Source organism: Pontibacter akesuensis (assembly GCF_001611675.1).
Classification (GTDB): Bacteria; Bacteroidota; Bacteroidia; order Cytophagales; family Hymenobacteraceae; genus Pontibacter; species Pontibacter akesuensis.
Window position 1 is genome coordinate 3579486 of the sequence record NZ_CP014766.1, and the last position, 25545, is coordinate 3605030.

At 51.4% G+C, this 25545-nt stretch carries 25 protein-coding genes; 13 read left to right on the forward strand and 12 right to left on the reverse strand.

Annotation, left to right across the window (positions count from 1 at the left end):
- Positions 1 to 85: 85 nt before the first annotated feature.
- On the reverse strand, positions 86 to 2527 hold the full coding sequence (locus tag A0W33_RS15115) for a type IA DNA topoisomerase (RefSeq protein WP_068838960.1): 2442 nt from the start codon (positions 2525 to 2527) through the stop codon (positions 86 to 88).
- Between the two features lie 301 nt (positions 2528 to 2828).
- Between A0W33_RS15115 and A0W33_RS15120 the strand changes: the two genes are divergently transcribed.
- The 4 genes from A0W33_RS15120 (at position 2829) to A0W33_RS15135 (ending at position 5409) form a co-directional block, all read left to right on the forward strand.
- Positions 2829 to 3656: a metallophosphoesterase family protein gene (locus tag A0W33_RS15120; RefSeq protein WP_068838961.1), complete on the forward strand. Its 828-nt coding sequence runs from the start codon at positions 2829 to 2831 to the stop codon at positions 3654 to 3656.
- A 10-nt stretch (positions 3657 to 3666) separates the two neighbouring features.
- Positions 3667 to 4272 (forward strand): hypothetical protein, encoded by a 606-nt coding sequence (locus A0W33_RS15125; RefSeq protein WP_068838962.1) that lies wholly within the window; start codon positions 3667 to 3669, stop codon positions 4270 to 4272.
- A gap of 25 nt (positions 4273 to 4297) precedes the next feature.
- Positions 4298 to 4519, forward strand: a complete 222-nt coding sequence (locus A0W33_RS15130) for a DUF2905 domain-containing protein (RefSeq protein WP_068838963.1) — start codon at positions 4298 to 4300, stop codon at positions 4517 to 4519.
- A 125-nt stretch (positions 4520 to 4644) separates the two neighbouring features.
- On the forward strand, positions 4645 to 5409 hold the full coding sequence (locus A0W33_RS15135) for a YdcF family protein (protein WP_068838964.1): 765 nt from the start codon (positions 4645 to 4647) through the stop codon (positions 5407 to 5409).
- 403 nt (positions 5410 to 5812) lie between these two features.
- On the opposite strand, the gene A0W33_RS15140 is transcribed toward A0W33_RS15135, so the two are convergent.
- Complete coding sequence (locus tag A0W33_RS15140; RefSeq protein WP_068838965.1) at positions 5813 to 7177, reverse strand: NAD-dependent succinate-semialdehyde dehydrogenase; 1365 nt, start codon at positions 7175 to 7177, stop codon at positions 5813 to 5815.
- Between the two features lie 193 nt (positions 7178 to 7370).
- On the opposite strand from A0W33_RS15140, the gene A0W33_RS15145 reads away from it, so the two are divergent.
- The 5 genes from A0W33_RS15145 (at position 7371) to A0W33_RS15165 (ending at position 10724) form a co-directional block, all read left to right on the forward strand.
- On the forward strand, positions 7371 to 7922 hold the full coding sequence (locus A0W33_RS15145; protein ID WP_068838966.1) for an RNA polymerase sigma factor: 552 nt from the start codon (positions 7371 to 7373) through the stop codon (positions 7920 to 7922).
- Positions 7915 to 8733 carry an anti-sigma factor gene (locus A0W33_RS15150; protein ID WP_068838967.1) on the forward strand — a complete coding sequence of 273 codons (819 nt, stop codon included), beginning with the start codon at positions 7915 to 7917 and terminating at the stop codon, positions 8731 to 8733. The genes A0W33_RS15145 and A0W33_RS15150 overlap by 8 nt, the downstream gene beginning before the upstream one ends.
- 16 nt (positions 8734 to 8749) lie before the next feature.
- Positions 8750 to 9265: a rhodanese-like domain-containing protein gene (locus A0W33_RS15155; RefSeq protein WP_068838968.1), complete on the forward strand. Its 516-nt coding sequence runs from the start codon at positions 8750 to 8752 to the stop codon at positions 9263 to 9265.
- On the forward strand, positions 9255 to 9851 hold the full coding sequence (locus A0W33_RS15160) for a TIGR04282 family arsenosugar biosynthesis glycosyltransferase (RefSeq protein WP_068838969.1): 597 nt from the start codon (positions 9255 to 9257) through the stop codon (positions 9849 to 9851). The genes A0W33_RS15155 and A0W33_RS15160 overlap by 11 nt, the downstream gene beginning before the upstream one ends.
- 189 nt (positions 9852 to 10040) lie before the next feature.
- Positions 10041 to 10724, forward strand: coding sequence for a DUF2461 domain-containing protein (locus A0W33_RS15165; RefSeq protein WP_068838970.1), 684 nt, complete (start codon positions 10041 to 10043; stop codon positions 10722 to 10724).
- A gap of 20 nt (positions 10725 to 10744) precedes the next feature.
- Here A0W33_RS15165 and A0W33_RS15170 read toward each other — a convergent pair whose 3' ends face one another.
- The 5 genes from A0W33_RS15170 to A0W33_RS15190 form a co-directional block, all read right to left on the reverse strand.
- A complete protein-coding gene (locus A0W33_RS15170) occupies positions 10745 to 11314 on the reverse strand; it encodes a pseudouridine synthase (RefSeq protein WP_068838971.1) in 570 nt (189 codons plus the stop codon).
- A gap of 143 nt (positions 11315 to 11457) precedes the next feature.
- Entirely contained in the window at positions 11458 to 12315 is an 858-nt protein-coding gene (locus A0W33_RS15175; RefSeq protein WP_068838972.1) for a hypothetical protein, read from the reverse strand.
- 11 nt (positions 12316 to 12326) lie between these two features.
- Positions 12327 to 13331 carry a S41 family peptidase gene (locus tag A0W33_RS15180; RefSeq protein WP_068838973.1) on the reverse strand — a complete coding sequence of 335 codons (1005 nt, stop codon included), beginning with the start codon at positions 13329 to 13331 and terminating at the stop codon, positions 12327 to 12329.
- A gap of 139 nt (positions 13332 to 13470) precedes the next feature.
- The gene (locus A0W33_RS15185; protein ID WP_139237228.1) at positions 13471 to 14892 is read right to left on the reverse strand and encodes a glycosyltransferase 87 family protein; all 1422 of its coding nucleotides are present in this window, start codon (positions 14890 to 14892) and stop codon (positions 13471 to 13473) included.
- A 22-nt stretch (positions 14893 to 14914) separates the two neighbouring features.
- Entirely contained in the window at positions 14915 to 15607 is a 693-nt protein-coding gene (locus A0W33_RS15190) for a glycosyltransferase family 2 protein (RefSeq protein WP_068838975.1), read from the reverse strand.
- Between the two features lie 152 nt (positions 15608 to 15759).
- Between A0W33_RS15190 and A0W33_RS15195 the strand changes: the two genes are divergently transcribed.
- Positions 15760 to 16248, forward strand: coding sequence for a peroxiredoxin (locus tag A0W33_RS15195; protein ID WP_068838976.1), 489 nt, complete (start codon positions 15760 to 15762; stop codon positions 16246 to 16248).
- 79 nt (positions 16249 to 16327) lie between these two features.
- Here the strand turns inward: A0W33_RS15195 and A0W33_RS15200 are convergent, their stop codons facing one another.
- The 4 genes from A0W33_RS15200 to A0W33_RS15215 form a co-directional block, all read right to left on the reverse strand.
- Positions 16328 to 16936, reverse strand: a complete 609-nt coding sequence (locus A0W33_RS15200; protein ID WP_068838977.1) for a hypothetical protein — start codon at positions 16934 to 16936, stop codon at positions 16328 to 16330.
- 27 nt (positions 16937 to 16963) lie between these two features.
- Complete coding sequence (locus A0W33_RS15205) at positions 16964 to 17929, reverse strand: alpha/beta hydrolase family protein (protein ID WP_082815262.1); 966 nt, start codon at positions 17927 to 17929, stop codon at positions 16964 to 16966.
- 117 nt (positions 17930 to 18046) lie between these two features.
- On the reverse strand, positions 18047 to 18280 hold the full coding sequence (locus tag A0W33_RS15210; protein WP_068838978.1) for a hypothetical protein: 234 nt from the start codon (positions 18278 to 18280) through the stop codon (positions 18047 to 18049).
- Positions 18281 to 18500: 220 nt separating this feature from the next.
- On the reverse strand, positions 18501 to 19946 hold the full coding sequence (locus tag A0W33_RS15215; protein ID WP_229802286.1) for a neutral/alkaline non-lysosomal ceramidase N-terminal domain-containing protein: 1446 nt from the start codon (positions 19944 to 19946) through the stop codon (positions 18501 to 18503).
- A gap of 1039 nt (positions 19947 to 20985) precedes the next feature.
- On the opposite strand from A0W33_RS15215, the gene A0W33_RS15220 reads away from it, so the two are divergent.
- From A0W33_RS15220 to A0W33_RS15230, 3 genes are all read left to right on the forward strand, one after another.
- Positions 20986 to 23259, forward strand: a complete 2274-nt coding sequence (locus A0W33_RS15220) for a Tex family protein (protein ID WP_068838979.1) — start codon at positions 20986 to 20988, stop codon at positions 23257 to 23259.
- Positions 23260 to 23486: 227 nt separating this feature from the next.
- A complete protein-coding gene (locus tag A0W33_RS15225; protein WP_068838980.1) occupies positions 23487 to 24182 on the forward strand; it encodes a porin family protein in 696 nt (231 codons plus the stop codon).
- 259 nt (positions 24183 to 24441) lie between these two features.
- Positions 24442 to 25032, forward strand: a complete 591-nt coding sequence (locus A0W33_RS15230; RefSeq protein ID WP_068838981.1) for a hypothetical protein — start codon at positions 24442 to 24444, stop codon at positions 25030 to 25032.
- 31 nt (positions 25033 to 25063) lie between these two features.
- Here the strand turns inward: A0W33_RS15230 and A0W33_RS15235 are convergent, their stop codons facing one another.
- Positions 25064 to 25372, reverse strand: a complete 309-nt coding sequence (locus A0W33_RS15235) for a hypothetical protein (protein WP_068838982.1) — start codon at positions 25370 to 25372, stop codon at positions 25064 to 25066.
- Positions 25373 to 25545: the final 173 nt, after the last annotated feature.

Consider the following 25545-nt stretch of genomic DNA (forward strand, 5'->3'; position numbering starts at 1 on the left):
AGCAGCCTTTTCAGTTTAGCTTTTTTCCCCCTCATCCGTAGCCGGTTTATACTTCAGCAGCAGCCAATCCTTTAAGTATGGCTTCTTAAAACTGGTACACTACCTGCCACTGCTCATTAAGTATAAGCGCGGCATCGAAAGGCTCACCGGTTTTTTGGGAGATAAAACCCTTTATTTTTGGCGTCTTACCTTTCAGTACCAGCGCAGCAATTTGCTTTTCTGACAGTTGTTTGCCGCCCATCTCAAAGGGCACCAGGAATTTGCAGCCCTCCCTGAACCGGCTGCAGCCATAGGCGCTGTTGCCTTTGAGCAACTTACCCTGCTTGCACCTGGGGCACTGGGCAAAGGGATCTTTCTCGGCGGTTTTCTCCACCTTCTCCACCTTCTCCACCACCAGTTGCTTATTTGCATCCAGCGTAAGTATGGCATCATAGCTTTCACCCTGCGCATCCTTAAACCCTTTGATGGTGGGCGTTTTGCCTTTGCTCAGCAGGGCCTGCACCTGCTTATCGGTTATTTCCTTGCCCTGCTGTTCGATGGGCAGCAGAAAGCGGCAGCCTTCTTTATAGCGGATGCAGCCATAGGCTTTGGAGCCCTTTAAAATGTGGCCTTCTTTGCAGGCAGGGCAGGAGCCAAGTCCCTGAGTCGGAGGTGCAGCAGCGCTGTTCTTTTTAGCTGCTTTAGCAGGCTTTTGTGCAGGCTTTGCTTCGTCCGGTTGCGGCTCCATTGTTACGGTGGCGGCGTGGTCATACTTCACTTCCTGCACCAGGCTCATCACAAACTCCTGCAGTTCCTGCAGAAACGTCTCGGCTTTAAACTCGCCGCCCTCTATTTGCCGTAGCTTGCGCTCCCACTGCCCCGTCATCTCCGCCGACTTCAGCGTCTGGTTTCTTATAACGCCAATCAGGTCGATGCCCATTTGTGTGGGAATGATTTTCTTCTTGTCTTTGCGGATGTACTGGCGCTTAAAGAGTGTCTCGATGATGGCGGCACGGGTAGAGGGGCGGCCGATTCCGTTCTCCTTCAGCGCGTCCTTCAATTCCTCATCCTCCACCTGCCTGCCGGCTGTTTCCATGGCGCGAAGCAGGGTGGCCTCTGTATACTCCTTGGGCGGGTTCGTCATTTTCTTCTCCAGCAGCGGGGCGTGCGGGCCATGTTCGCCTTTGTCGAAGTGGGGGAGAACGCCGGTAGCTTCGTCCTCTTCTTTCCCGTCCTTGGTGGTTGGTTCGGTTTTGATGTCTTCCGCACCGTACAGCACGCGCCAGCCCGGCTCCAGAATCTGCTTGCCGCGCACCCGGAAATCATACCCAGCCGACTCGGCCATCACTGTGGTGTTGCTCACAATACAATCCGGGTACAGGGCAGCCAGGAAACGGCGCGTGATGATATCGTACACATCCGCTTCGCGCCCGTACAGGCTACCTGCATCAGCGCCTGTCGGGATGATGGCGTGGTGGTCTGTTACTTTGTTGTTGTTAAAGACTTTCTTCGTTTTCCGGATTTTACTTTCTAAGAGCGGCGCTACTTCCTGCCTGTACTGGTTCAGCCCCTGCAGGATGTCGGGAATCTTCGGGTAGATATCATCGGGCAAAAACGTGGTATCCACACGCGGGTAGGAAACTACCTTTTTTTCGTACAGGCTCTGCACCGTTTTCAGTGTCTCGTCTGCCGAAAGGCTTAACTTGTTGTTGCACTCAATCTGCAATGAGGTCAGGTCGAATAACTTAGGCGGAGATTCGGTGCCTTTCTTTGTCTCCACATCCGTTATAGTCAGTTCCGCCTCCCGGATGGCATCCATTATTTTCTGCGCCTCTTCCTCTTTCTGGAAGCGCCCATTGGTACTCGAGAAGGTTGTGTCGCGGTAAACGGTTTTAAGCTCCCAGAAAGGCTGGGGCACAAAATTGGCTATTTCGTGATGTCGGTTCACCAGCATGGCCAATGTAGGCGTCTGCACCCTGCCTATGGAAAGCGTCTGGCGGCCGTTGGCATACTTCAGCGTAAAGAGGCGCGTGGCGTTCAGGCCCAGCAGCCAATCGCCGATGGCGCGGCTTTTACCTGCCTGGTACAGCAGATCGAATTCCGAGCCATCCTTTAGTTTGGCAAAGCCCTGCCGAATGGCATCCTCGGTGAGCGAGGAAATCCAGAGGCGTTTAAAAGGCTTACGGTAATTAGCCTCCGTAAGCACCCAGCGCTGTATTACTTCCCCTTCCTGCCCGGCGTCACCGCAGTTTATTACTTCCTCGGCATTCTCCAGCAGCTTTTTTATAATACCGAACTGCTTTTGCACCCCGCTGTCCTTCATCAGCTTAATGCCATACTTCTCAGGCAGCATCGGCAGGTCGTACATGCTCCAGCGCTTCCACTCGGGTTTGTAATCGTCGGGTTCGCGCAGGGTACAGAAATGCCCGAAGGTCCAGGTTACCTGATAGCCGTTGCCTTCAAAGTAGCCTTCTTTCCTGGCTTTGGCACCAAGCACCAGGGCAATCTCACGGGCAACACTCGGTTTTTCAGCAATGCAAACTTTCAAGCTTCGTGGTTTTTAAGAGTATAATCAGCCTACAAATTTAATCATTTCAGGGCTGATCTGCGAACTTAATATAAAGGGATTGGCAGAATCAAAACTTAAAACAAAAGAGCATTTCTGATGTTGAGGGCATATGGAAATACAACAATCCGGGTGTAGGCTATTGTAGAGTTATACTTACCTTTAGGCCTAATAATTATATTTTTATAATTAAGTGTTTCATCCCTAATGTTATAAACCTTGCGTTGCAACATTAGGAGCAAAGTGGTTGTAGAACAAAGTAATTACCTTGAGCAAATGATATATGATTACTAATGTGATAAAGTATGGCCGAGCTGCTTTGATGCCGGTCGTACTGCTTTTCAGCGCCTTTTTTATGCAGGCCTGCGAAGAGTTTGAATACAGCCCTTACGAAGTGCGCCTTAGTGCTGATGAGAAAGGCATCAACAAGCGCAACATCGATAAAATAAATGCGCTGAACATTTCCCCTTCAGATACCCTTCGCTTCGTGCTCACCTCAGACCCACAGGGGTTTTACCAGGAAAACGAGAAGCTGGTAAGGCAGATCAACACATTGGATGACATCTCTTTTGTGCTGATTGGGGGGGACTTGACTGATTTTGGCCTCACCAAGGAGTTCAAGCTGGTGCATGAAGATTTCAAGACCCTAAAAATGCCATACGTGGCGGTGGTGGGCAACCATGATGCCATCAACAACGGCAAAGAGGTTTTCAGCGCCATGTACGGCGACTATGACGTGAGCTTCGGGGTGGGCAACAGCAGGTTTATTTTGCTGAACACCAATGCGCTGGAGTTTAAGGATGAGGCGCCGGACCTGGTGTGGCTGGAGCAGGAACTGCAAGCGGCTGCGGGTTACGAGCACATCTTCGTGATTTCGCACATTCCCCCTACCAACGGTGAGTTTGGGGAGAATAACGCTGAGAAGTATAGCAACCTGCTGAAGCAGTACAACGCCTCATACTCAATCCACGGGCACAACCATAGCTTTAAACACCACTACCCGTATGGGGAGCAGGTACCGTATATGGAGTCAGCCGCTACCGAAGACCTGGAGTATGTAGTGTTCACGGTTGTTGGAAACCGGGTGAGTTACGAGCGGGTTATTCTTTAAGCGAATCACGATGAAATTAAAAATACACCTGCTGCTGCTTTGTCTGCTCGCCCTCCCTTATGTAGGTATTGGCCAGATGGCAGCAGACTCTGCGGATGCCAGAAAGTGGTATGCCCCGGATGCGGTAACGCTGCAGTTTGCCGGGAACACGGGTTTTTTGTCGCTGGGGGCCAACTACAGTTTCCAGAAAGATAAAGTGAATGCAGAGTTGCTCTATGGTTTCGTTCCAAAGCTTGATGCCGAGGAAGTGCTGCACCTGCTAACACTAAAAGGCATTTATAAACCTATTCGCAGAGTGGAACTGGGCAATGATTTTACCCTGACGCCGCTACGCATGAACCTGGGCATCAGCTACTATTTCCGGGACCAGTTCTCCACCACCTGGGACTCAGCCTACCCCAAGAACTATTATTGGTGGACCAGCAGCCTGCGTTTAACAGGCGGCCTGGGTTCTGAGCTGCATTATCCGCTCAGAAACAGTAACACGTTCAGGGAACTGACCTTTTATGGAGAAGTTGGCACCTACGACTTGATTGTAACGTCTGCCGTAAAAGACCCTACACTTAAAGCCTGGGACATCATCAGCTTTGCGCTTGGGGCACGGGCAAACTTTTAAGTATAGAATTAAGACTAAATTTTAAATGCAGCCGATAGGGAAGACCATTGTTATACTAGGTGTCATACTTGTAGTGGTCGGGCTGGTGGTATGGCTGGCAGGCGATAAGTTCAGCTGGTTCGGCCACCTCCCAGGCGATATTCGCATAGAGAAGAAGAACATGCGGTTCTATGCCCCCATTACAAGTATGATTTTGCTAAGCATCCTTTTTTCAGTGGTGCTGTGGCTCTTCCGCAAGTTCTTTTAATCTGCAGGATTCAAACTTTGCCAGCACTTGCTTAACTTGTGTCGCCAAAGTATAAATCCTGCACTACCACTTCATCTTACCGGTATTTAACGGTGTCTGTGCTGCTTTGGCTTAGCTACTGAGCCATGTTTTTTATTCTTTCCAAAACCCTTGATTTCCTGTTGATGCCCCTGGTTTGGGTGCTGTTGCTGCTTTTCCTGGCGCTCTTCCTGAGGTCGGTTAAATGGCGGCGCCTTAGCATGGTTGGCGCTGTACTCATACTTGTTGTTTTTAGCAATCCATTTATCAGCAACCTGGCCTGGCGTGCCTGGGAGGTTGCCCCAACACCTGTAAGAGAAGTGGGTACCTATGATGTGGCGGTGGTGTTAACCGGCGTAACAGAGTACCATCCGGGACTGACCGATAGGGTGCACACCAAAAAAGGAGCCGATCGCCTCCTGCACACGCTGCAGCTTTACAGGTTGGGAAAAGTCGATAAAATCCTGATCACCGGCGGCAAAGGTTTTCTGATGGACGACATGGTGCCTGAGGCCGAGCAACTGAAGCGCATCCTGCTGATGGCGAAGGTGCCGGAGGAAGATATCGTGATAGAAACCAGAGCAGTTAACACGCGCGAGAATGCGTTGTTCACGGCTGAACTGCTAGAGCGCCACCCCGAGTGGCAGCGCGTGCTGTTGGTTACCTCAGCCTTCCACATGCGCAGGGCTGCCGGCTGCTTCGAAAAAGCCGGTATCAGGTTTGACGCTTACCCAACGGACTTTTACTCCTCAGCACCCATTTACACACCCGACTACACCATTATTCCCAGCGCCATCTCCTTTGAAAGCTGGCACCACCTGATTCATGAAATAGCAGGATACATGGTGTATAAGATCCTTGGCTATTGCTAAGTATGATGTACTGGTTTGGGAATGTGTTAATTTGCTAATGGGCTGATTCTGGAATGTTTTTTTTGCTGGGTGAAGTATAGGACAGCTGTTTATACTTAGCAGCTACCGTATACCCACCCCTGCCCCTCCGAGGAGGGGAATTTCCAACAAGCGTAAAAGTCCCCTCGCCCCTTGGGGAGAAGGGGGTATACTTAGCAGAAGCTATCAATACGGAAGCATTTACCTTATCCTAGCCCTCTCCTGCCAGTAGAGGGGAATTCAATAGCAAAAACGTAGTAAGCTAAGACCTAGCAGCGTGCGCAGCTCCTGCGAGTGTCTGGCCTTAGCAGAACAAAGCTTGAATCTTCGACTTAGCACATCACCACATTAACTAATCAGCACATTAAATCAATCAATCCAAAAATCAATCAATCCAAATACTCTTCTGATTGACAAACTCCCGAATACCTAAGTAGGATAACTCACGGCCGTAGCCGGATTTCTTGATGCCGCCGAAAGGCATTTCGGGAGAGGAAGCCACGAGGGCGTTAACGAACATGGCGCCTGTTTCCACCTGCTTCGCCACACGCAAGCCGCGTTCCCGATCCTGTGTCCAAACGGCACCACCGAGGCCGAAGCGGGAATCGTTGGCTACGGCAATAGCCTCATCTTCGTCTTTCACCACCATCACCGCCGCCACCGGCCCAAACATTTCCTCCTCGTAAGCAGGCATGCCCGGTTTCACGTTCTTCAGGATCATCGGCTTAAAGTAGGCGTTGTCGTTTCCCTGGCGGCCGCCGTCCAGCACCACTTCGGCTCCTTTCGCCACCGAGTCGTTTACCTGCTGTTCCAGCTCCTCGGCCAGATCCTTCCGGGCCATCGGTCCAAAGTCCACATCTTCTTTCAATGGATCGCCCGTTTTAAAGGCCTGCATCTTCTGGGAAAACTTCTGCAGAAACGCTTCGGCTATACTTTCCACCACGATAAAGCGCTTGGCGGCAATACAGCTCTGGCCCGTGTTCACCATGCGGGACTTTACGGCTACCTCAGCAGCCTGTTCTAGGTCGGCATCGTCCAGCACAATAAAGGCATCGCTGCCGCCTAGCTCCAGCACAGTTTTCTTGATTTCCCTGCCTGCCTTTTCGGCCACTTTAGATCCTGCCAGCTCACTTCCCGTTAAGGTCACGGCTTTAACGTGCGGGTGCTCAATCACGGCATCCACGGCGCCGGAGCCGATCAGCAGCGACTGGAATACATTATCCGGAAAGCCTGCCGTCCGCACAATTTCCTCGATGGCCTGAGCGCATTGCGGTACATTGGAAGCATGTTTCAGCAAGCCAACGTTACCGGCCATCAGCGCCGGGGCCAGGAAACGGTATACTTGCCAGAACGGGAAATTCCAGGGCATGATAGCCAGCACCACCCCGAGCGGCTCATACGAAATAAAACTGCGGGAGGCACCCGACGCTATTTCTTCATCAGCCATAAATTCTGCTGCGTTCTCGGCGTAGTAGCGGCACACGGTGGCGCACTTCTTTACCTCTGCCATGGCCGATTTCAGAGGCTTCCCCATTTCCAGTGAAATTATCCGGCCATACTTCTCCGCCTCCTTCTCCAGGATATCTGCCTGCTTTTGCATGTGCTTTGCCCGCTCCTCAAAAGGTACCTTGCGCCAGGAAAGGAAGGCTTGATGTGCCTGTTCTATTTTCTCTGTCACCTCGCCTGAGGTGTGCGCAGTAAAGGTTTTTATAAGTTCTCCGGTAGCGGGGTTTCGTGTTTCTATCGCCATAGTATTGTTTTCAGTTTATGCTACTCCTATACGCAAAGGCAAAAAGAGGGTATGTTTCCCCGCAAAGCTACAACTACAGCAGGTGCAGCGATAACATTTTTCACCCCTCTATAGTTAAAGAGTATATTTGTTGGGAAATTTTTAATTTTGGTGTGGGCGTTTAGAAGCACCCGTATTGTAAGCCTTAACACACTTGTCAAGAGAACCTCAGAATATAAGCGAAGAAGAGTTAGTAGCCAGGCTACGGGAAGGTGACACCAAAGCGGTGTCGCAGCTGTACGACATGTACAACGCCGCCCTTTACGGTGTTGTACTGCAGATTGTGAAAGTGGAGGAGACGGCAGAGGATGTACTGCAGGAGGCATTCGTGAAAATTTGGAATTCGTTTCCGAGCTATGATGCCTCGAAAGGCCGGCTGTTCACCTGGATGATCAATGTATGCAGAAATCTTGCAATCGATAAAATCCGCTCTAAGCAGCATCGCGTAAGTTTGAAGACGCGGGAAATACCTGCCTCTCCTCGTGCCGATATGGGGTCCGATAGCTTTAAACCAGAGCACATCGGTCTTCGCGAAATCACAGAAGCACTAAACCCGGATCAGAAGCTGATTATTGATTTGATGTATTTCGAAGGTTTAACGCAAAGTGAGATAGCTGATGAGTACCAAATACCACTTGGTACCGTCAAGACAAGGGCACGCAGTGCAATTAAAGTCTTAGCAAAAATGTTTAAAGGACGTGGTTAACCAAGAAGAGTACATAGCGTCCGGAATACTTGAACTGTATGCCGCCGGCGCCTTAAGCCCTGCAGAGCAGCAGGAGGTAGAGCAGGTGGCCGCAGCTTCGCCTGAGGTGCGTTACGCCTTAGATGAGGCGCTCGTTGCCATGGAAGGGTATGCCCGCGCCCATGCCGTTACACCGAATCCTGCCTTAAAAAATCGCATCATACAACAAATAGAAGACCAGCAGCTGGAAAGAGAAGCCATGGCTGCTGAGGTGCGTCCACTATACGGGGAGCAGGAAAGCTCGCCTTATAAGTGGATGTTTGCGGCCAGCATTACCCTGTTTCTGCTTTCGGGGGTCTTGAGCTTTTATTTTTACAGCAGGTGGCAAACCGCTGAAAACCGCCTGGCCCAGGCTGAGGCGCAGGAGCAGCTGCTGGCGCAGAACTTTAATACGGTGTCGCAGCGTGTGGCGCAGCAGGAGCGGCTGGTGCGCTTGCTGCGCGATGAGAATTACCGCCCCGTAAAACTGCAGGGCGTGGAGGCGCACCCAGAGGCAAACGCCATTGTGTACTGGAACCCAAGCCAGCAGAATGTGTTTATCGACCAGGGGCAGTTGCCTGCTCCACCGGCAGGGCGCCAGTACCAACTATGGGCGCTGCTAGATGGCAAGCCCATCGATGCCGGTATGTTGCAGCAGGATGCTCAGGCGAACCTGCAGCAAATGAAGCAGGTTGGTGCGGCACAGGCCTTTGCCATTACGCTGGAGCCAGAGGGCGGCAGTGTGAATCCGACCATGGAGCAACTGTATGTACTGGGCGAAGTGCAGTCATAATACATCAAATTTCATTTTGAAGAAACACCTCGTACTGTTGGCAATCATGTGGCTTCCGTTGCTGCAGGCCTGCGGCCAGGCGCCGGATAAGGCGTATGCACTGATGCTGAAAGGGCTTTACAACAATACCGTGCCGGTTGTCGCACCAACAGACCTGTACTCCATACTTGCCTCTGAAGAAAAAAAGCCCCTGCTGCTGGACACGCGCCAGCTGGCTGAGTACAAGGTGAGCCATCTCGCTGGCGCCAGGTTTGCAAACTACGATACGTTTGAGGCCACTCAATTAAAAAATCTTCCAAAGGACCATCCTATTGTTGTGTACTGCTCTGTGGGCTACCGAAGTGAGCAGGTAGGGGAGAAACTAAGAAAGGCAGGGTTCACAAATGTACAAAACCTGTACGGCGGGATCTTTGGATGGGTAAACCAAGGCTATCCCGTTTATGATTCCGAAGGAAAGACTACGAAAGTGCACGCTTACTCCAGAGCATGGGGCGTGTGGTTGAAAAAAGGGGAGAAAGTGTATGACAAGTAAAAAACTCCTGCTGCTGTTTGTCCGCAACCCAGAACTGGGCAAGGTAAAGACACGTCTGGCGGCTACTGTCGGCGATGAAAAGGCACTGGAAATTTACATGAAACTGCTGCAGCATACCCGTGATGTAACCGAAGCACTGCCGGTGCATAAACGGGTATATTATGCAGATAAAGTAACCGCAAACGATCTCTGGCCAAACGATATCTATCAAAAGGAAGTGCAGCCAGCAGGGGATCTGGGCCATAAAATGCAGGCTGCCTTTGCCGAGGGTTTCGCCGATGGCTATACTTCTATTGTGATCATCGGGAGTGACTGCCTGCAGCTGACGCAGCAAACTGTGGAAGAGGCATACCAGCAGCTGGAGAAGCAGGAAGTGGTGGTTGGCCCTGCGAGGGATGGCGGCTATTACCTGTTGGGCATGAACTGCCTGCACCCGCAACTCTTCCAGAACAAGCGCTGGAGCACGGCACACGTTTTCCCCGATACCCTACAAGACCTGGAGCAACTGGAACTAAGCTATGCACTGCTTCCTGTACTCTCGGACATAGATTATGCCGAGGATCTTAACGAGGAATTGCTGCGGTAGCAAGTATAAATAGCCTGGGATAGCGCAGGTTTAGGGGTTGTGCAACACGATAGCCTCACTTAAATTTGCAGCTTGTAAAGCCATAGTTAAAAGGCACAGTTTCGGGTTAGTTTATTTCAGCTTTTGAAACAAGCCTGCACGGCTTCTGTTAACCTTTTTTGGGTTGAAATCCTTTCATTGAATCAATTCATGCATATCATACAGCCAAGTACCCTTTCCTTTCTGTCTGACCTTGCCGAGCACAACACGCGCGAGTGGTTTGGTGAGCACAAGCAGCGCTACGATGCCGCACGCAAAGATTTTATCTGTTTTCTGGATGAACTGCTGCAGGAAGTGCAGTTGTTTGAGCCTGCCGCCCACAACCAGCAGGGAAAAGACCTCGTGTTTCGGATTTACCGCGATGTGCGCTTCTCGAATGACAAGCGGCCTTACAAAGATCATTTTGGCGCTTATATCACGGAGGGCGGGCGCAAGTCTACACTACCGGGCTACTACCTGCACCTGGCTGGCAAGAACCAGTCTTTTGTGGCAGGTGGCCTTTGGTACCCGCCAGCAGACCAATTAAAAGCCGTGCGGCAGGAGCTGGACTATAATCTGGAGGAGTTTAAGGCGATTGTGGAGGCAAAGGAGTTCACCAGCCGCTTTGGCGCGGTGCAGGGAGAGCAACTGAAAACCACGCCGAAAGGCTACGACAAAGAAAACCCGGCCATACATTACCTGCGCTTCAAAAGCTGGAACGGCATCATGCCGCTTTCGGACGAAACGGTGCTAAGTGCAGGTTTTATGCAGGAAGTGGTAAATGCCTTTAAAGCCCTGAAGCCCCTGAACGATTTTCTGGTTCAGCCGCTAAAGGATATGGGTAAAGCGGAGTAGGCTGCTCCAACACAACGCTTTCAGTTCAAATCAAAAGCATCCACCTCTTTCACTCCGCCCACGGCCAAGTCGCCCAGGTGCGTGTGCCCGATGCGCACCCGGATCAGGCGCAGTGTCGGGAAACCAACGGCAGCGGTCATTTTTCGGACCTGCCTGTTCTTGCCCTCCGTTACGGTAATGGAAACCCAGCTGGTGGGCCCGTGGCGCTCGTCCCTGATCTTGCGGCTGCGCTCTGGAAAGCTAGGGGCAGGTGTAAGTATGTCGGCTTTACAGGGCCTGGTTTCATACTTCTCGCCGCTCAAGCCAATCTCAACCGGCTGCTGCAGCCGCTCCAGTGCTTCTTCCGTTATGAGCCCGTCTACCTGAGCATAGTACTCTTTCTCCACCTGCTTGCTCCGTACCTGTTCGCTCATTTTTCCATCTGTTGTCAGCAGGAGCAGACCCTCGCTGTCCTCATCCAGCCGTCCAATGGCCATCGTGCCTTCCGGAAAATCATAGATATCACGCAGCAGCTTCTTCCTTTTATGGTTAGTCACAAACTGGCTGACATACCCATAAGGCTTGTTTAAAATAAAGTGGCGGTGTGGCATGGGGTAATAGGTAATTCTGGTGATGTTGTTTGGTGGGTGAGAACAGGTCCTGCTTCAGGCCGTTTTTAAAATCGGTTATAAACCTGTCTTTACTCCTTTAAGACAGGTCCGTTGGGCCTGCAGCAATTCGGAGCGCAAGATAACTAATAAACAGGTGAACTGTAAGGCGCTTTACCTGGCTTAAAGTATACTTGCAGGTGCACCTGGGAATTTACTTTCCTCCCCATAAACGTTGCAGGCTTCCACTTCTTGCCCATGTTAAGCTTGCTCATAATTTCCTTTTGAAGTTCAGTATCGAGGCTGTCAATAGGAGTGTATGCAGGATACATGACACCATATACTTCCTTTATCTTAAAGTTTTTTACTTTCCGATGAACGGCTACAGTGCTGATTTCCCCTTTGGTGTTTATGCTGACAATAATGTTTTCGAAATGGTTATCCGGAATAGTATCATAATACTTTTTATCCACCAGTGCCAGCAGCGAATCCAGTGGAGTGATTGGTTCAGGACCTTTGTACTCCTTCAAAGTCGACAAGCGACTCGTCATGCTCTCGAAAACTATTTTATCCAAATCTATACTTTCACCCGCCTCTAAGATTTCAAGCTCCTGTTTTGGAATAGCATCCATACTAGTATAAGGCTTGGAGTTGGAGCAGTAATAGCTAAAAACAAGTTCTCCTTTGTAGTAGTTGGCACATACCAGCCACTTCTCGCCTTTGTCCATATGGAATTCGAATGAACTGGAAATCCCGGTGTAGCTGCCTTCTGCTTTTTTTGTAAATGTAAAAGTCTTCGGATTATCCTCTATGGTTTTCAAGTGCTTTTCAACTTGCAAAGTGACCTTGTAGGTTGAGGAGTCTTCCGCATATTCTTTCTTAACAACAGTACCCCAGAAAACATATTTGGATGTAAGAAACTCCAGGGCGACCAGCGGCGGATCGCAGGAGTTGGCCAGCGTGTAAAGCGGGAAAAGGAAGATAACTACGAGCAGGTACTTCATCCTGTACAATTTTACTTCGTGCCCTTGCTGATGAATTCTTTGGCCGCTTCCAAGTATAGCCTTTCGTTTTCAGCCGCGTCTTTTGTCAGGTTTTCCAGCCTGATGTCTGGTGCAATGCCTTCGCCTATTTTAGCGTACTCCTTGTTGTTGCGATCTATATAATTGCCTTCCGTTACCACAAGGTATGCTCCGTCAGATAACTCATGCTCGTTGTTGGCCGAGGTCAAGCCCTGGGTGTTTGTGCCGATCAGCTTAGTATTAGGTCTGCCGACAAAGGAAGTGGTTACAACCTCACCAGAACTTGAAGTGTTTTTGCCGATTAGGACTGCCACTGGCTTTCTTCTGCTTTTGACTTTATATGGCTTTGCTTTCATGTCGAAAACAAGCTTGTCATCTTCAAACACCTTTCCCTTTTTATAAATCCAGTAGGTGCTTTTACCATCTGCGTCTAGCCAACCCACGCTTTTGTCTTTCTCAACGAAAGGCCCTATGCCAGCCGTCATGGGTGAAGACATACCGCCATCGTTTTGACGCAGGTCTATTATCCAGCCTTCGGGCTTCTGCTTGTCCAGGTGCTTGATGGCTGCCTGTATGGAAGCAGCGTACTCCCGCTGCTCTTCGAGGTTTATGGCGGCAAAAGCCGGGATTTGAAGGTAGGCGTATTTGTTGTCGATCATTCTGAACTGGGGACTGGGAAACTCCATGCCCATGGCTCTGTAGCCCTGCTTGTAGGCTTCTATGTCTTCTGGCGGATAAAAGCCGGAATGGCGGTCCTTGAGTTGTGCTAGCGCAGCGGAAATAATGGGATAGGTGTCTCTGATAGTTCGCGCTGAGGCGGTTTTCTCCAATGCGCCTGCATAAACGCTTTCCCAATCAACAGTTTTTTTATTAACCGAGTTGGCCTTCATAATAGCAAGCGCTTCGGTGACATAAGCGGTGAGCGAGTCTGATTGGGCGTAAAGCTGATAGAAAGCTGTGGAAAAGAATGTGAGGAGTAGGAGGAATGATTTTTTCATTGCTGTACTAAGTTTGTTTTTGTGGTTGTTTACACGTGAATTAGCAGGCTTTTGCCCTGTCCATACTTCAAATATAGGCTTTCCATTGAATTGTATGGTGCTACAACGGGAAATAGTGATGTATCAGTAAGTTATACTTCTAAGCTTTCAGGTTTACAGCCCGCTGGCGTTGGCGGTAGATGTAGAGTTCGATTACAAGCCAGATGGCCACAATGCCATACTCCAGCGCCACCAGCGTAAGCGACTCCTGGTAGGTGTTGGTGCGGTAGGCGGCGTACGTAAGTATGGCCAGCCCCGTCCAGGCAACGGCAAAACGGAAATGGCTCATCACGGTAAGGGCCAGCAGGGTGGTGAGGTACCAGGGATGCACCGTAGTAGATAAAAACAGGAAAATGGCTAGTGCCGTCGCCATAAAGCCTGCCAACCGGCGCACCGAGGCAAGTTTCTTAGTAGCAGCCAGCACACAGATAGCAACGAATGTGGCCATCGAAAGCAGCGGACCAAGTATGGCAATCAGGTTATAACCCACAACCCGAAAGCCGAGCCAGCGCAGCACATAGTAAACGCTGGCATTAAACTCGAACTTGCGGAAGTATAGCTCCACGCTTTGCGATATGTTGTGCAGCACCTCGGGCTGAAGCAATGGCAAGTATAAGGTGACGACCACAACCGCGACCACAGCGCCGTAAAGTATAAACTTTCGCCATCCAAGCTTGCGCCAAACAAAAGGCAGGAACATGAGCGGCAGCAGTTTGGCCCCAACCGCCAGGCCAAAGGCAACGGCAGAAACAGTGAGCCGCTGGTAGGTAAGCTGGTACAGCGACAGCAGGAGAAAGAAAATCAGCAGTGCCTCAAAGTGCAGGTTGCCTACAAGTTCCAGGATCACGAGTGGGTTCAGTGCGTAAAGCAGCACGTGTTTTTCAGGCAACGCCATTTTGCGGAGCAGGCGCAGGAGCAGCAGTATACTTCCCACCTCAGCCAGCAGCAGCACCAGCCGTATCACTACCACGCTACCCAGCATGTTATCAGGCGATAGCTGCACCGAAAGCCAGAACACCGCCTGCGCCACCGGCGGATACACGCTGTAATAACCCTGGGAGTTCAGTTGCTGGAAGAGCGCCTCGTTTATACCCGGCACCTGCGGTGCGTCCGGGGAAAGGAAAAACCGGGGCAGGTGCAGGTAAGGGTTCAGACCTGCCTGCAGCAAGTGGCCATCCCAAACAAACCGGAAATAATCATCCGACAAGGCAGGCATGGCGAAAAGAAAGATCAATCTGAAAATTATGGCTGCCCCAATCCCGTGCCATACATTCAGGCGCTGCTGCGATACGTACAAATAAGCGGCAAAAACCAGTGCATAAAGCACCACGAGCTGCGTAAAATCAGTACGCGGCGTGGCGTATGCCATAAACCAGTACACAACCGCAGACAGGCCCAATGCCACATGCGGCAGCACATTCCTTTTTTTAGGGGGAAGGGCGGTGGCGGGCATTTGTTCCGGGTATAGCGACAAGGGTTTTGGTGTTTTGGCGGACCTGGTATGCGTGTCGTCTTGACGCATATTTTTAAAAAGCTAGCATGGCTTACAAGTATCTAAATATAGTAAGTATAATTTTATATCCTGCCATTATGGTGCCTTTCACGGTACCGGATATTTTGGAGAAGCCGATTCGCTTCCGGTACGTGACCGGCACTTCGGTACAGGGGATGTTCTGGCGAGCTGCCTTGGCCTGCATCTCCACCGTCCAGCCGTAGGTTTTGTCTTGCATGCCCAGGGCCAGCAGGGTACTGAAACGAATGGCGCGGAAAGGACCCAGGTCGGTGAAACGGGCACCGTAGAAGAGGCGCAGCAGGCTGGTGGCAAGCCAGTTGCCGAAGATTTGCTGCGGCAGCATGGCCCCCGGTTCCCGGTTCCCCAAGGCCCTGGAGCCGATCACCAGGTCTGCCTGCCCCTGCTGAATAGGCGCCACCAGTTGCACCATCTCCCCGGGGTAATCTGAGTAGTCCCCATCCAGGAAAACAACAATGTCGGGTTGGGCTTCCGGCGGTTTGGCCGCAACATAGGCTATTCCTTTCAGGCAGGCGTTTCCGTAGCCGGGGGCTGGTTCGTGCAGCACCGTGGCTCCTGCGGCGGCGGCAACAGCGGCTGTGTTGTCGCTGGAGTTGTTGTTCACCACAATCACCTCCTCCACAAAGCCTTTGGGAATATCCCGTAACACAAGGGCAATGGATTTCTCTTCGTTGTAAGCGGGTATGATAACGTGAATTCGGGCCATAGGAGCAGAGCGTGGCGCAAAGATGCCCAAATTACAGGACACTCACCATAATTGTACACTTTCTTTGGTGTTTTGCGCTGAGTGTCACTACCTTTGCAGCCCAACTTTTTTAACAGTTGGCGTGTTATACTTTAGTTAACATACACAACAGAATGAGAGACGAGGTTATAAAGGTAGGAGACAAGGCCCCTGATTTTGAGTTGCGACGCCAGGATGGAGGATTGTTTCGCCTGTATGATATTTTGAAGGAGAAGAACGTTGTGCTTTACTTTTACCCGAAAGACAGCACCTCCGGCTGCACCAAACAAGCGTGCGAGTTTCGGGACCAGTACGAGTCTTTCCAGGAAGAGGGCGCTGAGGTGGTCGGCATCAGCTCCGACAGCATCGAATCGCACCAGCGGTTTGAGCAAACGCACCAGTTACCCTTTAAGCTGCTCAGCGACGATGATGGCAATGTACGCAGGCTTTTCGGCGTGCCGCGCATACTTGGGCTGTTACCCGGTCGCGTTACCTACATTATCGACCAGTGCGGCATGGTGCGCTTTGTGCACAACTCCCTGATGAAGCCACTGGAGCACGTAAGCACAGCCCTCGAGGTACTGCAGGAAATTAACGGAGAACTGAAAAAGCAGACAGCTTAAGAATTAGAAGTATATATCCCTTTAACACAGCAGCGGCGGCCAAGTTTAGTTGGCCGCCGCTGCTGTGTTTTACTTAAGGTTATAAAATTTCCAGTAAAGACAGCTTTTTTTTGTCATTCACAAAATGTACCTCCAGAAATCCATACTCCTTGTTGAAGTATAGCTTCTTTACATCTGTGGGCTTGGTGCCGGTGCCGGTGAGCTCATAGACGTCATAGTACTCTTTACCATTTATTAGCATCTGCGGCAAGGTTACACCATTCGGGTCAATAGCCCAACTGCCTGTTTTGTCTACCCCAATGCGAATCAGCAGCGAATCGGGCTTGGAGAGGATGGAAGTGGCGAGCAGCGGGTTTCGCTTTGATTCGTCTTCGATGATGTTGGTCATCTGAGTGTTCAGCTGCTCAATGCATTGGTCCTCGATGGAGTAACCATCCCCTGGCAGGCTTTGGGCGTAAATGCCGGTGCGGAAGTAGCGGATTGTATCTTTCGTCTCCTCATCCAGAAACAGAATAGTGTCCTTCAAGTCGCGCTGCTGATCTGCCACTGCTTTTTGTAGGTTTCCGTACACCAGCCACTCAGTTTCTGCGAGAGTGGGCTCTGAGAAGGAAACGTTGGCGCATTTTTCGCACCCCATCAGAAAGGAAGAGGCAAATAATAGCAGGAGAATTGTTCTGATCGTTGTCATTCTGGGTGATGTATGAAATTTAATGCCTTACGTTAAGTTTGTCCTTCTCTTTACCTGACCCATCTGCGGGCGGAACAGTTGCATCGTCTCCCGCATTTTAAACCAGGCCACCACCTCCGGGAAATGATCTTCGGGGGCATCGGGGTGTGTCAGGATATCGATGTGCCCGTAATCGTGCTTGTAGCCGGCCTCTTTGCCCAGCAGCCTGAACTCGCTGCCGCTGGCTCCAGCTTCCTGCCTCAGCCGCTGCACATCTTCCGGGTGGCCCAGCACCTTATCGTTTGCGCCGGCAAGGTACAGAATCGGTGGCAATTGCATGTTACGGAGGGCGGCGGCATAGTCGAAATTATCGTTCCAGTCGAGCCAGCGCCGTTGCTCCACCCACTCATTTGTCTGGCTGTGGGTGAGGCGGGTTTCGCTGTCCGAGCCCATCTTCAGCTTTTTGGCGTACAGCGCCCCGGTGGTAGCCACGGCAATGTTGGCCACCAGGTTCCACATCACATCAATCATGAAAAAACGCTGCAGGCTTTGCACACTGATACGGCGCTTGGTAGCAAAGAAGGCCATCGACTGCACCTCCACGGGCACAACCGGCCGCGCCAGGTAGGCCAGCATCAGCACACCTCCCCAGGAGTGGGCGCCCCACAGCTGCGGCACATCGCCTTTCAGTTCTTTTATTTTGTTGATGAAAGCCGGGAAATCCTCCTGCAGCGTCTCCGTTAGACCAAACTTCGATTTGCCCGAGATGGCAGGAGTGCTCTGGCCACGTCCGCGCAGGTCGGCCACGAAAACATCGTAGCCCTGCTGCGCCAGGTACGGCGCGAAGCCTTTGCCGGAGTTGGAGTAAAAGATGCGGCCGTTCTCGATCGAGCCGTGCACCAGAAATACCGGTGCGCCCTGTTGCTGCTGGCTAAAGCGCCTCAGGTGCAGGGTGTCTTTTTCGGTAACAGGTATAAAAATAGATTCTGCTGTGATGTCGGGTTGTAAAGCCATGCGTTTAAAAGGTAATAGATGCCGGATAGGACGCAAAAAAGCCGGCACCTGCAAAACGAGCTACAATATACTCATTTTTAAGGTGCCGGCTTTTAACAGTGGTGTCGCCTAAATAGTTTAGCTTTTCACCGGTATTGGTATTGGCTTCAGCTTAGGTCGTAGCGCAATCCAGATTAGCGTGCCCAGGGCAGTACCTGCAAAAAAGGCCAGCGCCGTGATCACCCACCCATTCATGCCGCGCATTTCCGCATCGTAGTACACGTACGTCAGAATCATTCCCAATAGCACCACGTAAAGTCCGATTACCGTCAGGAAAAGCAAATTTGTAATATCTATCATCATCAGTTCCATAGCTCTTCGAAATAATAAATTAGTCAAAAGCCGACACAGAATTGCATCAGCTATACTATGTTTAACTAGTGTACAGGGTTTTATGTTTTTAACTTTGAGATGAAAGGTGTTGTAATATTCGGTTTATACTTGTTTTAAGATTGTATTTTGATAGGATTTCTTAGGCAAGGGCATAGCACAGGCACTATTCACGTTCGTGGAAGCCGCGGCAAGTATAAATTTACTTTTTGTGCTGCTGCAGTTGGAGCAGGATAATTTCGGTGAGGTAGCTGCCACTGTGGGGGCCAAAGAAGTTCATGCTCCGCGTTTCGTACTCGTCTAGGTCATAGTATTTGTCCGGGGTGATGTAGCCGATGTAGCCACCATTAAAACTTGTGACGATAGCATAAAGTCCCTGTGCCTGCGCCTGCTGTACGATCTGCTCCACAAACTCGCCCGAATAATCAGCGGGAGCGCCCAGGAACACAATATCGCCCACCTGCAGACTAGTAACGTAGGCGGGATGTTTGCCAAACACCGTGTTGAACAGGAAAGGAGCCAGCCGCAGGTTTTTGCTGATGCGCCAGCTCGGTTTCGGCAGCTCCAACGGCACCCGCCCATACCCCAGTGTCTGCACATAGGCTGTCGGTACATCCCGCAGTTCCTCGCGCAGCAGCTTTGCCAGGCGGCTACCTACCATGCCAGTGCTGGCATAGGTGTCCCCGTCAAAATAAATAGCGCTGTGGCTGCCAACCGCCCCCGCCGAGAAAGAGGAGAATCCAACCCGGGCTTCCAGCGTATCCACCAGCACACCCGGGTAATCGCGGGAGAGCGTGGGCGTCATGGAGGGAAGTATGGTAGGGTGCGCCGCAAAAGAGGACAGTACTGCCGTGGTGCCATCCGCGCGCTCAAACTTTACGAAGCGCAACTGCGTGTCGCGGTTCTGCCGGTCCTTGTAGTAGGGGTTGTCGGTGTCGTCGAGCAGGCGGTTGCGTACCAGGCTGGCTGCGCTCGTACTGCCGTAGCCGATTTTGGTAGGCTGCAGGTTTGCTTTTGCAGCCTGCATACTTTCCACAATCTGCTGCACCAGCCCGTTTACCAGCTCCTCGTCATACTTGCCCGACATGATTTTGATGCCTAGTTTCTTGCCCCAGCCTCCGAAGCTGGTGTGGCTGTGGGTCGCCGTCAGGTATACTTGCTCGGGTTTCAGGCCCAGCTTAGGGTAAGCTTTCTCCAGTTGCGCCAGCACCTCCATGGGTACAATCAGCAGGTCGAGCGCCACATAGTAAGCTTGCGTACTCCCGTTGCTGAAGGCAAAGGTGCGCACCCAGGCTGAGTCATGCACGGTTTCATAGTCCATGCCGAGGCGCTTGCCGTAGCCTGCCAGCGGCGTTCCGGTCGGCGGTGTGATGTTCACCTTGGCCCAGCCCACTTGTACCGTATCGCCCTGTATTACCTCTACCGGGCTTTCCTGCAGGTCCTCGAGCGTTTCCTCGTAATACTCTGCTTCCTGGTAAGGCGAGCGGTCTATGGGGCGCACCACGCAGGCTGTGAGCAGCAGCAGCGTTAGCAGGATGTAAAAGAAAGTGGAGCGATGCTTGAATTTCACGTGGTGGTTTATCTTTCTTCTGCCCCGGCAAAGTATAAAGTTGCCCGGTGCTGGCTTCAACTCAAATATCCTGCCCAATACCTGATGACTCGGGTAAATTGGGTTTTTAAGCTGGCATCAAATGTAGTGAATTTATGGGTGCTTTGAGTGGAGTTGTCATAGCACGAATACCCGACCTTTGAGTAGAGCCATCTTTGCGTTCAACAAGCCCCTAAGCCTTACCTGGCGTAGGCGTCTGCTTGTGTCTTCAGTTGCCTCTACTAGCTGCAACCATACTTCGTGTGCTGGCCCACTGGCGTGAGGTTCCAACTCGTGTCTAACGGTGATGTTGAGTTTGCAACTCAACTGGCTTGTAAGGCCATACTTGCTTGGCCTCGGCAATACCTGTGTCAGCTATACTTGCATAGCCGCTATACTTGTCACACTTCCTGGCGCAAGCGTCCGCTTGTGCCGTCGATTGCTTCAGCCATACTTGCATTGCCACTGCTTTCCGCAACTTCAGCCAAGCTATGCTTACTAGCTGCCGTTCATCCTACAGTTCCCAATTGCCTACTGTTTCACTTCTGCCTTTGGAGCGCTCACGGCTGGGGTAGGGGCCCTATATAAGCGAGGCCTCGTCCTCGGGCATCGCGCTGGGAGCTTTTCTTTGCTCGCTTCGCTTTGCAATCCCGCTCACGCGGGACCGAAAAACTCCAAAGGCGCTCAACCCAAGGACTGGAATCAATTCAGAAAACAACAGCTGACCGAGCTTCAGCCAAACTCCCTCCCCTGTTTTTAGGGGAGGGTTGGGGAGGGGTTTTGTAGGGACAGGTCGCGACCTTTCCGCTGAACAGCATTTGCTACAGCGCTTTTCAGTAGCAGCCCCAGCAAATCAACTTGAGCTGCTGGATGTTGGGTTCGTGCCGCTTCTCCTAAAGGCCTTTTCAGCAGATAATGTTTTCAGGTTAAGCAATAAGGCTTAAATTTGACGTTTCAAGTGCGCATCAAAATTAAGTAAAGCAGCATTGAAGGCAGCTGTGGCAGGAGGGAGAGGAGAGATGCGTATGCACATTCTGCTGTATACTTCCCGCCATACTTGCCCAAACAACAACAGCAGACAATTGTCTTACAGCATTATATGGAACCTAATTTAGAACACCTTTTAAAAATTGCCCGGGAGCTTGCCATCACCATCAAGCAAGTGGAGGCCACTGCCGCCCTGCTCGATGAAGGCGCCACCGTTCCCTTTATTTCCCGCTACCGCAAAGAAGTAACCGGCTCATTGGACGAAGTGCAGATTGCGGCCATCCGCGACAGGATGGAGCAGCTGCGTGAGCTGGACAAGCGCCGCGAAAGCATCCTCAAGTCCATCCGCGACCAGGAGAAAATGACGCCGGAACTGGAGGCAAAGATAATGGCTGCCGAAACCATGGCCGTGCTGGAGGATATTTACCTGCCGTACAAGCCCAAGCGCCGCACGCGTGCCACCATTGCCCGTGAAAAAGGGCTGGAGCCGCTGGCAGAGCGCCTGTTTCAGCAGGAGAACTTCGATGTGGAGGCCGAGGCTGCCAACTTTATCTCCGAAGAAAAAGAGGTGAAAGACACTGCCGAGGCACTGGCCGGTGCCCGTGATATTATGGCGGAGTGGATGAACGAAAATGCCGAGGCGCGTGCTACGATGCGCCAGCTGTTCGAGAAGCAGGGCGTGTTCAAGAGCCGCGTAATGATGGGCAAGGAAGAAGAAGGTCAAAAATTCAAGGATTACTTTGAGTGGGAGGAGCCAATTGAGAAAGCGCCTTCGCACCGCATTTTGGCCATGCGCCGCGGCGAAACGGAGATGGTGCTTATGCTGACAGCCCAGCCGGAGGATGAAGCTGCTGTGGCGAGACTCGAAAACATGTTTGTGCAGGGCAACAACGCTGCCTCGGAGCAGGTGCGTCTGGCGGCCAAAGACTGCTATAAGCGCCTGCTCAAGCTAAGTATGGAAACGGAAGTGCGCCTTAGCTCTAAAAAGCGTGCCGACGAGGAGGCTATCCGTGTGTTTGCCGATAACCTGCGCCAACTGCTGCTTTCTTCGCCGCTTGGCCAGCGCACGGTGCTGGCCCTGGACCCCGGCTTCAGAACAGGCTGCAAACTGGTGGTGCTCGACAAGCAGGGCAAGCTGCTGCACAACGAAACGGTGTACCCGCACACCGGCCAGGGCAAAGCCATGGAAGCCGCCCAGAATGTGAAGTATTTGGTAGATAAATTCGAAGTAGAGGCAATTGCTATCGGAAATGGTACGGCCAGTCGCGAGACTGAGGCTTTTGTAAAAGGCCTGAAATTGCCGGCTTCGGTGCAGGTGCTGATGGTGAACGAGAGTGGAGCCTCTATTTACTCGGCCTCTGATGTAGCCCGTGAGGAATTCCCGGACCAGGACGTAACCGTTCGCGGTGCCGTTTCTATCGGGCGCCGTTTGATGGACCCGCTGGCAGAACTGGTGAAGATCGACCCGAAGAGCATTGGCGTAGGCCAATACCAGCACGATGTGGACCAATCTGCCCTGAAGCACTCGCTGGACGACGTAGTGATGAGCTGCGTAAACGCCGTGGGTGTGGAAGTAAACACTGCCAGCAAGCAGCTGCTAACTTACGTGTCGGGCTTGGGGCCTGCCCTGGCGCAGAACATTGTGGAGTACCGTAACCAAAATGGCCCTTTCAAAACCCGCACAGAACTGAAGAAAGTAGCGCGTTTGGGTGATAAGGCTTTTGAGCAGGCAGCAGGCTTCCTGCGCATCCGCGATGCCAGGAACCCGCTCGATGCCTCGGCAGTGCACCCGGAAAGCTACCCTATTGTGGAGCAGATGGCAAAAGACCTGGGCGTGACAGTGCAGGACCTGATCAAGAGCGATGAGCTGCGAAAAAAAATCGATTTGAAAAAGTACGTGACTGAAACTGTTGGTCTGCCCACCCTGCAGGACATCGTGAGTGAACTGGCCAAACCAGGACGCGACCCGCGCGAGACGTTTGAGGCCTTCAGTTTTACGGAGGGGGTAAACGAAATGAAAGACCTGCGCGCTGGTATGAAGCTCCCGGGCATTGTGACTAACATCACGGCCTTTGGCGCTTTTGTGGACATTGGCGTGCACCAGGACGGACTCGTACATGTGAGCCATTTGTCTGATCGCTTTGTGAGCAACCCGAACGAGGTGGTGAAAGTGGGGCAGAAGGTGGAGGTGACGGTGCTGGAGGTGGATGAAAGCCGAAAGCGTATCTCGCTAAGTGTGAAAGGTGACCCGGCAGCAGCCAAGTCTGCTGGTGGTGGCAACCGCCAGAACAGCAACGCTACCAAGGGCGGCCGCAAAGAGCGCGAAGAAGAGCCGATGGATGATTTCCAGGCAAAGCTGGCCAAGCTGAAAGGCATGTTTAAATAGCCGCTTATCTTTTGCAGATGTTTTATAATAGGCAGCTGAAGTTATGCTAAAAAAAAGGCGTCCCACACAGGGCGCCTTTTTTGCTTTTTCAGAACCCTGTAAAGCGTTAGAAGCGCTTATAGCATACCCACTTTTGAGTATTTTTCAGAAATATTAATATAGAGGTTTGGAAATAAGATCTTTATTGTTGAACATTTGAACATAAAATTATTCAATTCCTACCTTCTATGAAAAGTAAGTTATTTCTCGCAATGCTGTCATTGGTATGCCTGGGGTATGCCGCTGAAGCGCAAACAATTTCTGTTGGCCCACGCGTGGGAGCCACGTTCGCAAAAATCAACTACTCTGGCGATGATGCTGATGAGGCGAATGATCAGGTGGAGTCAGTTACTGGCCTTCAAGTAGGGGCGGTTGCCAATGTGATGCTAAGTGATATGCTCTCTTTTCAGCCGGAAATTCTGGTAGTGCAAAAAGGAGCCAAAGAGGAGTATTCTGAGGAAGATGAGTTTGGGAGTTTCTCAACGGAAGGGAAGGTTAAAACTACTTATTTAGAGGTGCCGCTTCTTGCAAAGCTCTCCTTCGGAAGCGAAAGCCTGAAAGGCTTCGTAACAGCAGGTCCATCCATCGGCTACTGGATGAGCGGTAAAGTTGAGGGTGAGGTGAGCTACACCGACTTTGACGGTGAGCAAGTAACGGAGACTGTGGACGAAAAGATAGACTTTGATGAGGATGAGGATTATAACCGCACAGAGCTTGGTGCGAGTGTCGGAGTAGGGCTTGCTTATAAAATAGGGGCCGGTTCACTTAACCTGGATGTAAGGTATGGCTTTGGATTATCAAGTGTGTATGATTTCGAAGAGGACGATGTCAAGGAGAGGAACCGTGTGTTAGGCGTGTCATTAGCGTACCTGTTCAGTCTTTAATATAGTTTGGCTTACTTGTTGACCAAAGGCGGCTCCTGCATCAGCGGGAGCCGCCTTTTTGACTTTGCGGCAAGTATAAGTTCTTGTATCGCTTATGTCTTCAATACTTGTTGCAGCCGTATTAAAATTTTTAAAGGGAAGGTTCGTTGAGCCTGTGTTAAACTGATTTAGCTGAAGTGTGGCCGTTGTGAAATTTAGGGCACTGCCTGCACCTCTGGATCGCAATTTGCTTAGGTTGGCTGTCGATACGCTACAAAAGATGAACAAGTACAAAACCTACCTATGGTTCCTGCTGCTGGTGTTTAGCGCCAGTTGCAAGCAGGCAAGTGACCTGAAAGCCTTCACCGAGGCAAAGTATAGCCTGCAGGAAGTGCAGGACGTGACACTGAATGGGGTGGATGTGATGCAGAAGCGTGGCCCCAACGATTTCACCACTCAGGAGGGGGACAGTTTGCTGGCTTCCATTTCAGATAACAAGCTACAGGCCAGTACTACGCTGCACCTGAACGTACAGCTGCCTGAGGCGGGCGAAGACCGAAGTATGGAAATCACAAAACTGAGGTGGCAGTTATTGGTAGACGGGGAGCAGACGCTGCAGGGGGTGGTAAATGAGCCCATGCACTTGCGCGAAGGCCTAAACGAACTGCCGATACACACAACCGTGATGATGAGCGAGGCGGAGGGAATACGCAACTATGAGGGCCTGTCTAAGCTGATGACGCTGCTGGCCAAGCGGGAAGACCTTCGCAAGAGCCTGACCCTTCAGATCAGACCCACAGTGCAAACGCCGGTGGGAGCAGTAGAAGTGCCGCAGTTCATTACGGTGTCCAAGCCGGCAGGAACCATGTAGCTCGCTACATCAATACTGAAGATTAGTACGTTTAAAGAAGCGCGGTAGACAGGCTGTCTTTGAACCAGATATAGGCAATCTCCTTTTCCTGAAAAAACTGCATCTCGAAATCAAATATGGATTGCGCCTTGTCCATCATGTCCTCCAGAATTAGCTTGCTGTGTACGTCTACGGGCTCCACCAGGGCCATTTTCCTGACGCTGGACTCATAGGCGATGCGAGGCACCAAAACTTCACCTGCCCAGATCTGGTCTTCCGTGGTGATGATGCCGCCTTCCTTATTATCCACCAGCCAGTAAGGCAGCTGCTTCTGTATAGCTACTTCAACAGCGGTATCCATGCCCTTACGGTAAACAGCTGAGGGTACAACACCATGCGCATTAACTACAATTAGTTTTGCTGCCGTGTCCTCATATATGGTTAAGGACGGGGTGTTAAAATGAGTATAAAAGAGAGTGGACGGCAAAGGTAAAGTCGGTTTTTTAAACGCTATTAAATGTACAGACATCTGAT